A 13,408-nucleotide genomic window follows, 5' to 3' on the forward strand; every position below is an offset into this window, starting at 1 on the left:
AATGTAACTAAAATTACATTAAAAAAGTATGTAGTGCCCGCAGTTTTTTGTTCTTTTGTATATGGATAAAAAGTACGCTATTTATGCTATTTTGTTTGCGATATTTTTTTCGCACGCCCAAGAGGTTGCAGTTCCAACCGATCTTAGGCAGCATAATTTAAATGAATTCAATTCCAGTTTATTTAACCCCGTTTTTTCCCTGGATCGGAACAATCCGCAGTCCATTGCATGGTGGTCCAGGTATCAATGGCAAACCATAGATGCTGATCCAACTTCTATTTTTTTAAATTATTCGAGAAAAATAAACGAGCAATCGTCTATTGGCGTTGGTTTTATCCAGAATAATACGGGCGTGTTTTTAAATACCGGCGGAGTGCTCAATTACGCTTATGCTTTTAATTTCGACAATAATATGCAATTGTCAGTGGGGTTGAACGTATTTGGTTTCAGTAGTGAAATTGCCGATGACCGCTATACACCGGATCCAGATATTTTACTGCCGCAATTAGAAGTGTCCAATGCCTTTATTATGCAATTTGCGCCCGGGGTTAGGTTTTCAGTGGATGGTTTTAGCGTAGGTTTTACAGCTGGGAATCTTTTTGATTACAATTTTTCTACTAATACAAGTTATTCAGAATCTGATGAAAAAATCTACTTGGGTATGGTAGATTATCAATTTCCAATAACACTTTTCAGTGGTGTGGATAATGCCTTTTTAAGGCCTTTGTTATATGTGAAGTCGGTACCTTATGGCGATACCCAAGTGGGTCTAAACGCCTTGTTGTCCTCCAATAAATTTTGGGTGCAAGGTGGTTATAATAGTTTTTATGGTATTTCCGGTGGATTGGGCGGTAGATTTTTTAAGCATTTATCGTTGGGTGCCTTAATTGAATACGGTACGGATGCCGAGATCAAGAATCAAGATCCAAGTTTTGAGCTGATAGCAGGCTATACTTTTGGCAGTCCTGATGATCGTAAAAAGGTAGTAGGTTTTGAAGTGGATGAGGAAAAGGAAGCGTTGGTGCAATTGGAGAAAGAAGATCCATTGGAGGAAGAAGAGGATCAGAAAGCCGAGGAATTGAAATTGAAAGAAGAGCTGACCAAAGCAGAGGCCTTGGCTGAGAAAAATGCAAATAAAAAATCCAAAAAACAAAAACGGGTTAGGGGTAAGAAAAAGAAAGCTTTGGCAGAAGAATTAAGGCTGGCCCAAGAATTAGCCGAGGCAAAAAGATTAAAGGAAAAGCAGGAGGCCGAGGCCTTGGCCAAGGCTATTCAAATGAAGGAACAAAAAAGATTGGATTCCATAAAAAATATGGAGCTGGCCTTAGCTAAGAAAATTCAGGAAGATCTGGATAGAATTGCAGCTAGGAAGAAGGCGGGCAAGTCTGTTACTCAAGGACATTACGAGGAAGTAGATAGAATTGAGGGGCAGAAAGCCGGATTTTATCTTATAGGCAATGTTTACGGTACAAGCAGATACCGTGATATATTTGTTCAAAATCTAAAAAAGAAAGGTATTGATGCCAAGTTTTTCTACCTGGCGAAGACCAAATGGGACTATGTGTATCTGGAGAGGTTTGATACGCTAAGTGATGCGGAAGCGGCAAGGGATAATGACTTCAAAGGCAATTATAAAGAAAAAACGTGGATATTTAGGATAATAGGGGAGTAGTACCTGGTTACTTTTTTATCTCGCGTACAATTAATTGGTCCAAGTAGGCTATTGTGTTAATCAGGTATTTTCTATCACCTGTAATAGTTGCCATGGCAACTGCGCCTTGTATCATTGTAAATAGTTGTTTGGAAAACTGAAGGGGGGTTACCGGTAATCTTAGTTCATTGTTGTTTAGCCCATTTTCCAGAACAAGGGCAATTTTTCCTTCAATAGTTTTTATTGTTTCCCTAGTTGCGGCCAGTAACTGCGAATTATTGTGATTGGCGTCAACACCAATATTTAAAATTGGGCAGCCTCCCAATTCCTCTACAAAGGTATCATAGTGCCGATAAAAATTGGTAAGCACAAAAAGCTTCTGAAGGGAAGTTCCGCTCGAATTTAATTTTTCGTCAATTTCAGATAAAAGTTTCTTGCTATTGTACTCAAATGCCGCAAGAGCCAAGGAATCCTTGTTTTCGAAATTCCCATAAATCGCCCCTTTGGTAAGTCCGGTAGCTTCTGTAAGGTCGCTCATGCTGGTTCCTACATATCCAAGTTTGTTAAAAATTGGCGCAACAGTTTCAATGATATAGGCAGTGGTTCTTTCAGCTTTTGTAGACATGTCCTTACAGTTTTATGCTAATATAAAAAATATTATACTGCATGGTATTTATTGTTAATAAAAAAAAAAGGCATCCAATTATGAATTGGATGCCCTGGTATAGTAAATGATTAATTTATTTTGCTAGTTCACTTTCATTTCTAAAAACTAGCTGGTCATCAAAGGAGTCTATGAGTATAATTCCACCTGATTGAATTTTACCGCTTAGCAACTCTTTGGAAATATTGTTCAATACTTCTTTCTGAATCACCCTTTTTATGGGGCGTGCGCCATATTGGGGGTCGTAACCTTTGTTGGCCAAATATGCAATAGCCTCATCCGTTGCATCGATTGTAATATTCTGCTTGGCAACCAATTTTTTCAACTGATCGAGTTGCAGGACCACTATCTTGCTTATGTCTTTTTTACTTAAAGGGGTAAACATGATAATGTCGTCTATACGGTTTAGGAACTCTGGCCGTATGGTTTTACGCAATAACCCAAGCACTTCCACCCTTGCGGCTTCTGCGGCGCTATAGATGTCTTTATTGTTCTCAAATTTTTCCTGTATAATATGGCTTCCCATATTACTGGTCATGATAATTATGGTATTCTTAAAATCAGCTACCCGGCCTTTATTGTCTGTTAATCTTCCTTCGTCCAATACCTGAAGTAATATATTAAAGGTATCTGGATGTGCTTTTTCAATTTCATCAAGTAGCACCACGGAATAAGGCCTTCTACGCACAGCTTCTGTCAATTGTCCGCCTTCGTCATATCCTACGTATCCTGGAGGCGCGCCTACCAATCTACTTACGGCATGTCGTTCTTGATATTCGCTCATGTCTATTCGCGTCATGGCATTTTCGTCATCAAAAAGATAGGCGGCCAATGTTTTGGCCAATTCTGTTTTTCCTACCCCGGTAGTTCCTAGGAACAGGAAGGATCCAATGGGTCTTTTGCTGTCCTGTAATCCGGCCCGGCTTCTTCGTATGGCGTCGGAAACCGCCTGTATTGCTTCTTCCTGACCTACTACTCTTTTATGGAGCACGTCTTCCAGTTGTAATAGCTTTTCCCGTTCACTTTGGAGCATTTTGGTGACTGGGATACCAGTCCATTTGGCTACCACTTCGGCTATATCTTCATTGGTGACCTCTTCCTTGATCAAGGTTTCACCAAGTTGTTGTTCTTCCAGTTCGCTTTCAAGCTTTTCCAATCGCTCTTGGGCTTCCTTAATTTTGCCATACCTAATCTCGGCGACTTTTCCATAATCCCCGTTACGTTCGGCCCTTTCGGCATCCAACTTAAAGTTTTCAATGTCGTTCTTTGTTTTTTGAATATCGTCCACTACAGTTTTTTCACTTTCCCATTTGGCAAAGATTTCATTTCGATCCTCCTTTACATTGGCAAGGTCAATGTTCAAGGCTTTTAGTTTAGAGGTGTCGTTCTCTCGTTTTATGGCTTCAATTTCAATCTCCAACTGCATTATTTTGCGGTCTAAAACATCGAGTTCTTCGGGCTTGGAATTAATTTCCATTCTAAGCTTGGAAGCGGCTTCGTCCATTAGGTCAATTGCCTTGTCCGGCAAAAACCTATTGGTGATATAGCGTTGCGATAATTCTACCGCAGCAATTACGGCTTCGTCCTTAATTCTCACCTTGTGGTGTGCCTCGTACTTTTCTTTTATTCCTCTAAGAATGGAGATTGCACTTTCGGTATCCGGTTCATCCACTATAATTTTCTGAAACCTTCGCTCCAAGGCCTTGTCCTTCTCAAAATATTTTTGATACTCGTCCAGGGTGGTGGCTCCAATGGCACGCAGCTCTCCACGAGCCAAAGCTGGCTTTAATATGTTGGCTGCATCCATGGCGCCCTGACCTCCTCCAGCACCTACAAGTGTGTGGATTTCATCAATAAAAAGGATAATATTTCCGTCCGAAGAGGTTACTTCCTTGATAACTGCTTTTAAGCGTTCTTCAAATTCCCCTTTGTATTTGGCACCCGCAATAAGAGCGCCCATATCCAATGAAAATATTACCTTATCCTTAAGGTTCTCGGGAATGTCGCCCTGAACAATTCTGTGGGCCAAACCTTCTGCAATAGCTGTTTTACCCACTCCTGGTTCACCTACCAGCATGGGGTTATTTTTTGTTCTTCGGGACAGAATTTGTAATACCCTTCTTATTTCCTCGTCCCTACCAATAACAGGGTCCAATTTTCCGCTATCGGCAAGTTCATTGAGATTTCGGGCATATTTGTTTAAAGAATTGTAGGTGTCCTCTGCACTCTGTGAAGTTACCTTCCCGCCCTTTCTCAATTCGTTAATAGCAGCTTTGAAGTCCTTTTCGGTAACTCCTTGGTCTTTAAGAATATGGGCTATTTTACTTTTGGATTTGAAAATGGCCAATAATAAATGTTCAATGGAAACATATTCGTCCTCCATTTTTTTTGCAATAATACTGGCTTCGGTCAATGTTTTATTAGCCTCCCGTGAAAGCATAATTTCTCCACCGGAAACCTTGGGGAAGCTTTCCAGTTCTTTTTCCAAAATTTGGTTTAATAAGGTGGTGTTGACATTGAGTTTTTTGAGTATAAAAGGGAGCACATTTTCCTCAACTTCGGAAATGGCCTTAAAAATATGTTCGTTCTCAATTTGTTGATGACCCAACCCTTGCGCCATCTGCTGCGCATGTTGTATGGCCTCCTGAGATTTTATGGTGAAGTTATTGAAATTCATATAGTTGTTTTTTTTGCGTTATTGTTTACTTTTGAAGTATTAAAGGCAACAACCTTACCACTGTTTTTAGCAGGACAAAATGTCGCTTATTTTCGAAAAACGAGCGACAATAAGGCAGTATGTAATTTTTGAAGCCTTGTACGACTTAATATTAAAATTACGAAATGGGAATTCTTAATACGCTATTTGGGAAAGAAAATAATAGAGAAAAAAAAGAAGCCAAGGTGGCGCCGTGGATTCCATTGGCCTCAGTAGAACAGTTAGAGGAAATAAAGGAAAAATCCAAAGTGAAACCTCAGGCTATATTTAAGCACTCCACAACCTGTGGAATTAGTAGAATGGTCATGAATAGGTTCAATGAAGCTTATGACATACCTGCAAACAGTTTGGATCTACACTACCTCGATCTGCACAATTACAGGTCGGTTTCCAATGAAGCCAGTAGTATTTTTGGTGTTATTCATGAATCACCGCAGCTACTTGTGATTAAAAACGGAGAGGTAGTAGCACATGAATCCCATGGGGCCATTACACAGTTGGATATAAAAAAATACATCTAGTATTAAAGAATATTCTTTCTTTAAACCAAATGTATTTTTCAAATTGGGGCTAAAAAATAAGTAAGACCTATAAAGGTTTAATTGAATCTATGTCTGGTGACTATGCCTTTTAATTTGGCTTTTAAATCCTCTCCTGCATCATAAACCATTTGTTCATTACTGGGGAATGGAACAGCCGATAATTGTAGCAATGGAACCATATCCTCTTCAAGAGCACTTGTATCGCCATTGTGTTTGGCGTAAACGTGGTTAAAGATAAATTGACTGGCCAAAGGATAGGAATTAATTTGTTGTTGATTTTGTAAATCCAAAAAACTAACATTTCCAACCACTTCAACCGACTTCTGTTGGGTAAATTGATAAAAATTACATTTTACGGTTTTAAATTTATCAACTTTTATTTTATTGCCCAAACTGTCCTTCAAAACCTCTCCTTGAGGGTTTGTGGCGTATTTGTAACCATCCTTGATCTGTTTTTCCTTAGAGATTTGTTTTTCAGTAATCTGTTCAGGACTAATATTTATATTCCTAAAAGCCACCTGCATCTCGTAGTCATACTTAATATTTTTCAAGGCATTGGTATGATAAACGGTCCATAGATCGTTTAATCCGTAAGTATTAAAATTGAGTAGTTCCTCCTCCAAACGATTTGGGACTATTTGTTCAGAATCGTTGATCATAATTACCTGAACATAATCCAGGCCTTTGTTGTGGGCCTCTTCCAATTTAAGTTCGGTATCCTTGTAATTAGGGCTTAACTGACTTAAATAGGTAAATTGCTCAAAAGCTTTTCTAAAATCTTCTTTGTAGTTGCCATTGTTTAATAGGGCGGTGGCATTGTTGTATAGATATTCGGATAATTGGCGTTTCGACTTTAGTATCTCCTCATCATAATCTTTAAACGCAAACCTGGCATTCCTATTTTCATCATACAATTGTAAAGGCAATAAAGGTTTTATGCGTTCCTGAATTGATTTTAGGTTCTGATAGCTATTAAAAATCACCTCATGGTTTGCTGGATTGTTATCCTTCTTTAAGAATGCAATCTCCTGAAGCTCACGTTCGGTATTTTTTTTGTAGGCCTCCTCCAGCAATTGAATGTAGGGCTGGTTGGACTTCTTTGTCTTATTTTCGGCAATGTTTTTTAATGCACTATTTATGGCATTGCCATAGTTGCCCGTATTTAGGGCTTCCTGTGTTTTTTTAACCCCTCCGCAAGAGATAAAAATAAACATCATAAGTGATGCAAGTAATGATTGTTTCATAACGTTTGGTTTAAAAATATTATGGACATAGTTCAATAGCTATGCCAAAAATAGTTCTATACCCAAACGTGAAACTATACGGTATCGTACAAACAGGGGTAATTTTTTTAAATCCTATTTTTTCTTTTGTTGAAAAACAGGCAATAATTTGGTGGTAACTTCCCCAAAACCAATACGCACATTATCCTTTTGGCTGTATCCTGAAATGGTCACGGTATCATAGTCTTCAATGAATTTTCTTGTTGATCCGTCTTCCAGGGTCAAGGGTTTTTCCCCGCGCCAAGTAAGCTCCAACATGGAACCATAAGTATCAGGGGTTGGACCAGAAATGGTTCCACTGCCCATCATGTCGCCACTATTTACTTTGCAACCATTTATGGTATGATGGGCCAGTTGTTGCGCCATGGTCCAATACATATATTTAAAGTTAGACCTGGTGACTGTGGTGGTTTTGCCCCCTTCTGGTTTTATGGAAACTTCTAAATTAATGTCGAATCCTTTTTTTCCTGATTGTTGTAAATAGGGCAGGGGTTTAGGGGTTTGTACAGGACTGCCCACTCTAAATGGTTCAAGAGCATCCAAGGTAACTATCCAAGGGGATATGGATGATGCAAAATTTTTGGCAAGGAAAGGGCCTAATGGTACGTATTCCCATTTTTGTATATCCCTAGCACTCCAATCATTAAAAAGTACCATACCAAAAATGTAATTCTCAGCTTCTTCGACTGGAATTGGCTCGCCCAAAACGTTGGCGTCCGTGGTTATAAAAGCCATTTCCAACTCAAAATCCACTAATTTGGAAGGTCCAAAAATAGGTTGGTCCGCCCCTGCAGGAAGGGTTTGCCCCATTGGCCTTCTTACAGAAGTGCCACTTGGTACAATAGAAGAACTTCTCCCGTGATATCCTACTGGAATATGCAACCAATTGGGAAGAAGGGCATTTTCTGGATCTCTGAACATTTTACCAACATTGGTAGCGTGTTCCTTACTGGAATAAAAATCCGTATAGTCGCCAATTTGTACTGGCAGCTGCATTTCAATTTCGTCCATGGTAAAAAGAACAATACTCTTGTGGTCCTCATTATTCTTTAATTGGTCGTTATTGATATCGAAAATTTCGCTGATTCTGTTCCTTACCAAACGCCAGGTCTTTTTGCCGTCGGAGATAAAATCGTTAAGGGTATCCTGTAAAAAAATATCATCGGTCAGGGGAATATCCTTAAAATACCCCAGTTGATGTAATGCCCCCAAATCTATGGCGTAATCACCAATTCTAGAGCCAATGGTGATTATGTCATCCCTAGTCAAGAAAACTCCAAAAGGAATATTCTGAATGGGAAAATCAGAATTAACGGGTACAGGTAACCATGTTTTTTTTTCTGGATGATTAGTTTTTAGTGGCATCTTCGAATTGTTAACTTGTGTTTAATAAATATCTTATCAAATATATTATTTTCTTCCAATTAACGCTCTGCAATTCGTATTTTTGCACATTATTTAATAGAATAATACAGTATGCAACGCGACAATCAAATTTTTGAACTAATTGAGGCGGAAAAGGAACGCCAAATTGATGGAATTGAACTTATTGCTTCCGAAAATTTCACCAGTCCCCAAGTTATGGAGGCTGCTGGATCGGTATTGACCAACAAATACGCCGAAGGGTATCCTGGAAAGCGCTATTATGGCGGTTGCGAAGTAGTAGACCAAATAGAGCAATTGGCTATAGATAGAGCTAAGCAATTATTTGGAGCGGCTTATGCCAATGTTCAGCCACATTCAGGTTCCCAAGCCAATGCTTCTGTTTATCACGCATGTTTAAAGCCTGGAGATACCATTCTTGGATTTGATTTGTCCCATGGTGGTCATTTAACCCACGGCTCTCCAGTAAATTTTTCAGGTAGATTGTATAACCCCGTATTTTATGGAGTTGATCAGGAAACAGGTGTTTTAAACTACGATAAAATACAGGCCATAGCTACCAAAGAACAGCCTAAGCTCATTATTGCAGGGGCTTCTGCCTATTCCAGGGATATGGATTTTAAAAGATTTAGGGAAATTGCCGATAGTGTAGGTGCCATATTATTGGCCGATATATCCCACCCCGCTGGGCTTATAGCCAAGGGGATTTTGAACGATCCAATACCACATTGTCATATTGTTACCACAACGACTCATAAGACATTGCGCGGACCAAGAGGAGGGCTTATTTTAATGGGTGAGGACTTTGACAATCCTTTTGGGGTTAAGTTGAAGAACGGTACGCTAAGAAAGATGTCGGCTCTATTGGATTTGGCAGTTTTTCCTGGTAATCAGGGTGGTCCTTTGGAGCACATCATTGCAGCAAAAGCAATAGCCTTCGGAGAAGCCTTGACCGATGAATTCTTGCATTATATGTTACAGGTTAAGAAAAATGCAGCAGCAATGGCCAGTGCATTTGTAGAAAAAGGATATAATATTATTTCTGGAGGTACGGATAACCATATGATGCTTATCGACCTTAGAAATAAGAACATTACAGGTAAAGATGCCGAGAATGCCTTAGTAAAAGCGGATATTACCGCCAATAAGAATATGGTTCCTTTTGATGATAAATCACCTTTTGTTACTTCCGGTATCCGTTTTGGTACAGCGGCTGTTACTACTAGAGGTTTAAAGGAAGATCAAATGAAGACAATTGTCGGATTTATTGATCAGGTAATTATGAATCCAGAGGATGAAAAGATTATTGAAGAAGTTAGGGAAAATGTAAATGCCCTAATGCATTCAAGAGAATTATTCAACGCTTAATAAAGCTATAGATCGCTGTCCATGAGGTTTAATTAAAGTCTTGCTCACATTGTAAGATCTTAATGCTTTTTGGACAGCTTTTTTTTGTAGATCAATTATCCTATTCGCTTAGGATTTGTATATCTCCATATATAATAGTTTTGGTATTTAGGTCGTATATGGCCGCTTCTTCAGTTTGGTCATAATACATGCCCCAAAATCCAAAATAGTCATTTATGTTATTGTTGTCGGAAACAATATTCCTCATTTTGGTATCGCCCTCTAGGGTATCCTCCTCAAATACAGGTATAAACATTTCAAAAGGGGTCTCGTTTAATCCTTTTGTATAATATAGGTTATGTTTAACGAGTTCCGCAAAGATAGTTTCTGCTTGGTCGGCAATACTTTGATCGTATATTTTACTTATTAGAATAGTAGTATCCGTCAGGGAAATAGTCAACTCACTTATGTCTATGCATATAGTGTTCAGTTTTTTTAGTTCAAAATATGCCTGTAGGAACAAAAAGGTCTTTTTATGACTGGATTTTTTATGAGTTCCACGGTCGGATGCTATCTTGTTTAAATAAAACAATGATTCGTCCAAACTGAAGTTGCATTTAATATCTATGGTCAAATTTGCTGACTCTTTTTTCAGCCCGTAGTTACCAATACTAACTTCTGCATAATAATTCTTTTCCAAACTTTTTCTAAAAGACTCCAAACCTATAATATGGTCGGTGCTTTTAACCCCAATGTTTGAATTATTGAAAAATTCGTTTCCTAACTTAGACATCTCGAAATAAATTTATTGAAAATCTAATTTCAAAATTAGCTTAATGCTTTGTCCTTAATTAAATTAAAACCTTAGAAAAAGTAAGGTTTCGATTCATTTAGGGTGTGTTCGTCGAAAAAGTAGACGATGAATGGTAAAAGGGTGTAATGTGATAGGGAATGAAGGGAAATAAAGGTGTTTGATGGTGGTTTTTGGATTTTCCGAATTCTGAGTTAAAATAGCCCATTGAGTTCGTAGAAAGCTATAAATTCAATTATAGAAATCCTCTGTTTCTAGCTTCATGGACCAAAGCTAAATCGTTTTGCTTTTCTACGCCAAAAATAACTTTAAGCTGTCTTTTTCTATTTTCGATCCCGGCGAGCGAAAGGTTTATAAAATCTACCATATCCTTGGTCCTTGTCCCAATGGATACGTGATACAGTATTTTTTTATCATTATCATCCAATAAAAGGTCATTGGATACTTTCTTTCTTATGGCCACCAATGCTTTTTGACTATAATAGGGGGGTGAGGAAATTACACCTTTGACCATGGCAATGAGCGATTTTTCGTCAACTTCCGATTTTACCATATAGCCATCGGGATTTACGTTTTTCAAAATACTGTTGATCCTATAATTGTCGCTAAAGGAAGACATAAAGACTATTTTGGTGTCAGGAATAACTTTTCTTGCAAATATTCCCAGGTCTTCCCCGGAATAAGGTTCCTCCAAATGGGTTTCCGTTAATTGTACGTCCAACAATAAAAGGTCATATTTAAAAGATCTAGCGGAATCCTCTATTTTTTGCTTTCCCGTTTCAAAAGTATTGGCTGTTTCAACTTTGACTTGGAATTCTTCGAACTCTCCAGCCTCCAAAAGATATTTATAGCCAGTAGTGATCATTTCGTGATCATCTATCGTTAAAATCCTTAAAGTTCTCATTCTATTTGCAATTAGTAATCTATTATGCAGATTGGGGTTCTATCTGTTTTTCCAAGACATAAGGGATGGTAACTATTACTTTTGTTCCTTTTCCTATGCTACTTTGAATGTCATAAGTTCCATTTAACTTCTCCAATCTAGAATTTATGTTTTTAAGTCCAATACCTCGTTTTCCTTTCTTTTGATCAAAACCAACTCCGTTGTCCAATACTACAATTCTCACATTATTCTCATCAGACTCAAACAATAGGTCCACTTTCGAGGCCTTGGCGTGTTTTATACAATTCTGTAAACTCTCCTGTACAATTCTGTAAATATTAATTTTAATATCTCCTTTTAATTCATCCCAATCTATTTTATCGTCGTACTCAAAATGACATTTTATTTTGGAGGAATCCTGAATTGTTTTCACCAATTCCTCAATGGATACAATAAAGTTATGAATTTTTTCTTCCGATGCCCTGCTTAGTTCATGTGAAATTGTACGAATTTCCTCCTCCAATTGTTGTAATTTCTTTAGTAGGTCACTCCGCTTTAGAACGGAATCGGAATCGGTTTTATTGTTGAGGCCGGTAAGAATTAAACGTATTCCTAACATTTGTCCCAAAATACCGTCGTGTAATTCTTCCGATATACGTCTCTTTTCCAGTTGTTTACCTTCTTCAACCTTTTTGTTTTGCGCTAATAAAAGATTAAAAATTTCTTGATTCGCCTCTTGCTGGGCCTTTTCGAATCTTAATTTTTGATTTTTCCGGCGTTGATCAAGAGTGATAAGTATAAAAACTGCCAAGATAAGTACCGCCACAGCAATACCGATCCATAATTGGCGCTGCCTGGTAAGCAGTTCATTTTGTTCAATAAACTCATCCGTTTCAAAGCGTATCCTGGTAAATTTATTTCTTGTGGCACGTTCTTCACGAATTAAACTATCGTTTAATTTTATATATTCCTGATTATAGCGTGATGAATTTGCTGGGTCAAGTTTTGCTAAAAGTTCCAAAGATTCAAGTAACCTTCTATTATTACTGGTCTGTTCTGAAATTTTTTTAGCAATTTGAGCGTTGTGTACGGCTTTTGCAGAATCTTTTTGGTGTAAATAATATTCTGCCAATTCGAAATAGGTAATAGCCAAACCTCTAGAATCTCCAATGCTATCCTTTATTTTTAACGCTTTTTTAAAGGCTGCCAATACTCCCACGGTGTCCCCTAGTTTAGTCTTACTTTGAGCATAATTGGAAAGTGCCAGTGCGTATGATTCAGTGTCCTTATGATAGATACTGTCTGTTTTAATAATCTTTTCAAAGCTTTCAATGGCCTTTTTATCTTCCCCTTTTGCTTGATAGACCATTCCAATATTGTTAAATGCGACCATTCTTAGTCGATTCGATTGGTCTCTTTTGGATTTGTCCAAATAGAACAATGCCTTATCGTAATATTCCAAAGCCTTGTCATATTCATTTAGTGCGTTGGTCACAGACCCTAAATTATTATAACATAGAAACAGTTGATAATATTTGTCCAGAGGTTTCAATAGTTCAATGGCTTCTATGGTCGTGACTTCACTTGCGGTATAATCCTTTATATTTGACTGTACCCTGGCCAAATTGTACAAAACGCGAGCGGTAGCATAATCATCCTTTAAGGATCTAAAGATTTTCTCTGCCTGTGAGAAATGGTAATAGGCACTATCCTGTAAAGAATTGTCCTCCAAAAAAGTGCCTAAATCCCAATGATTGTTAGCCAAGGCATTGGAGTCTTTTCTTATTCTAGCAAGGTTAATTGCAATTTTGTTGGAGCGTCTAAATTGCAAAGAATCCCCCAATATAGAATAGTAATATGAAAATTTTGAAAAATATCTAGATTTTAGAGAATCGTTTTCCTCCTTTAGGGCTAATTCAAAGCCTTTTAAAAGATTATTTTTGTAATCTTCTGCAGAAGTGCTGTTTTCTTCGGAAAACCAATATTGAATACTGTCGTGTTGAATTGAGGTTTCCGATTGTTTAATACTAGCATTCCTGTCATTACAACTAAAGAGTATTAGTTGAAATGAAATGACTAAATAAATGATAAATCTGCTAAATACATTTTTGTTCATGGAGGTGGAAAG

10 protein-coding genes are annotated in these 13,408 nt (G+C 37.8%); 3 read left to right on the top strand and 7 right to left on the bottom strand.

Going from position 1 to position 13,408, the window contains the following annotated elements; translation table 11 throughout:
- Positions 1-61: 61 nt before the first annotated feature.
- Entirely contained in the window at positions 62-1,672 is a 1,611-nt protein-coding gene (locus H4O18_RS15900) for a PorP/SprF family type IX secretion system membrane protein (protein WP_187586344.1), read from the top strand.
- A 7-nt stretch (positions 1,673-1,679) separates the two neighbouring features.
- On the opposite strand, the gene H4O18_RS15905 is transcribed toward H4O18_RS15900, so the two are convergent.
- Both H4O18_RS15905 and clpB read right to left on the bottom strand, forming a co-directional pair.
- Positions 1,680-2,276, bottom strand: a complete 597-nt coding sequence (locus tag H4O18_RS15905; protein WP_187586346.1) for a TetR/AcrR family transcriptional regulator — start codon at positions 2,274-2,276, stop codon at positions 1,680-1,682.
- A 115-nt stretch (positions 2,277-2,391) separates the two neighbouring features.
- Entirely contained in the window at positions 2,392-4,992 is a 2,601-nt protein-coding gene (clpB, locus tag H4O18_RS15910; RefSeq protein ID WP_187586347.1) for an ATP-dependent chaperone ClpB, read from the bottom strand.
- Between the two features lie 164 nt (positions 4,993-5,156).
- Between clpB and ytxJ the strand changes: the two genes are divergently transcribed.
- A complete protein-coding gene (gene ytxJ, locus H4O18_RS15915) occupies positions 5,157-5,552 on the top strand; it encodes a bacillithiol system redox-active protein YtxJ (protein ID WP_187586349.1) in 396 nt (131 codons plus the stop codon).
- Positions 5,553-5,629: 77 nt separating this feature from the next.
- Here ytxJ and H4O18_RS15920 read toward each other — a convergent pair whose 3' ends face one another.
- The gene (locus tag H4O18_RS15920; RefSeq protein ID WP_187586351.1) at positions 5,630-6,817 is read right to left on the bottom strand and encodes a hypothetical protein; all 1,188 of its coding nucleotides are present in this window, start codon (positions 6,815-6,817) and stop codon (positions 5,630-5,632) included.
- A gap of 114 nt (positions 6,818-6,931) precedes the next feature.
- Positions 6,932-8,221, bottom strand: coding sequence for a fumarylacetoacetase (fahA, locus tag H4O18_RS15925; RefSeq protein ID WP_187586353.1), 1,290 nt, complete (start codon positions 8,219-8,221; stop codon positions 6,932-6,934).
- A 111-nt stretch (positions 8,222-8,332) separates the two neighbouring features.
- On the opposite strand from fahA, the gene glyA reads away from it, so the two are divergent.
- A complete protein-coding gene (gene glyA / locus H4O18_RS15930) occupies positions 8,333-9,607 on the top strand; it encodes a serine hydroxymethyltransferase (protein WP_187586355.1) in 1,275 nt (424 codons plus the stop codon).
- A 100-nt stretch (positions 9,608-9,707) separates the two neighbouring features.
- On the opposite strand, the gene H4O18_RS15935 is transcribed toward glyA, so the two are convergent.
- The 3 genes from H4O18_RS15935 to H4O18_RS15945 all read right to left on the bottom strand — a co-directional run bounded on the left by H4O18_RS15935 (position 9,708) and on the right by H4O18_RS15945 (position 13,396).
- Positions 9,708-10,379 carry a hypothetical protein gene (locus tag H4O18_RS15935; RefSeq protein WP_187586357.1) on the bottom strand — a complete coding sequence of 224 codons (672 nt, stop codon included), beginning with the start codon at positions 10,377-10,379 and terminating at the stop codon, positions 9,708-9,710.
- 253 nt (positions 10,380-10,632) lie between these two features.
- A complete protein-coding gene (locus H4O18_RS15940; protein WP_187586359.1) occupies positions 10,633-11,301 on the bottom strand; it encodes a response regulator in 669 nt (222 codons plus the stop codon).
- Between the two features lie 22 nt (positions 11,302-11,323).
- Positions 11,324-13,396, bottom strand: coding sequence for a tetratricopeptide repeat-containing sensor histidine kinase (locus tag H4O18_RS15945; RefSeq protein ID WP_187586361.1), 2,073 nt, complete (start codon positions 13,394-13,396; stop codon positions 11,324-11,326).
- Positions 13,397-13,408: the final 12 nt, after the last annotated feature.

The organism is Arenibacter arenosicollis (assembly GCF_014397245.1).
Classification (GTDB): domain Bacteria; phylum Bacteroidota; class Bacteroidia; order Flavobacteriales; family Flavobacteriaceae; genus Arenibacter; species Arenibacter arenosicollis.

What these genes read in the sequence shown, in the direction of transcription:
- H4O18_RS15900 (WP_187586344.1), top strand. Translation starts at nt 62, where the DNA reads ATGGATAAAAAGTACGCTATTTATGCTATTTTGTTTGCGATATTTTTT.
- H4O18_RS15905 (WP_187586346.1), bottom strand. Translation starts at nt 2,276, where the DNA reads ATGTCTACAAAAGCTGAAAGAACCACTGCCTATATCATTGAAACTGTT.
- clpB (WP_187586347.1), bottom strand. Translation starts at nt 4,992, where the DNA reads ATGAATTTCAATAACTTCACCATAAAATCTCAGGAGGCCATACAACAT.
- ytxJ (WP_187586349.1), top strand. Translation starts at nt 5,157, where the DNA reads ATGGGAATTCTTAATACGCTATTTGGGAAAGAAAATAATAGAGAAAAA.
- H4O18_RS15920 (WP_187586351.1), bottom strand. Translation starts at nt 6,817, where the DNA reads ATGAAACAATCATTACTTGCATCACTTATGATGTTTATTTTTATCTCT.
- fahA (WP_187586353.1), bottom strand. Translation starts at nt 8,221, where the DNA reads ATGCCACTAAAAACTAATCATCCAGAAAAAAAAACATGGTTACCTGTA.
- glyA (WP_187586355.1), top strand. Translation starts at nt 8,333, where the DNA reads ATGCAACGCGACAATCAAATTTTTGAACTAATTGAGGCGGAAAAGGAA.
- H4O18_RS15935 (WP_187586357.1), bottom strand. Translation starts at nt 10,379, where the DNA reads ATGTCTAAGTTAGGAAACGAATTTTTCAATAATTCAAACATTGGGGTT.
- H4O18_RS15940 (WP_187586359.1), bottom strand. Translation starts at nt 11,301, where the DNA reads ATGAGAACTTTAAGGATTTTAACGATAGATGATCACGAAATGATCACT.
- H4O18_RS15945 (WP_187586361.1), bottom strand. Translation starts at nt 13,396, where the DNA reads ATGAACAAAAATGTATTTAGCAGATTTATCATTTATTTAGTCATTTCA.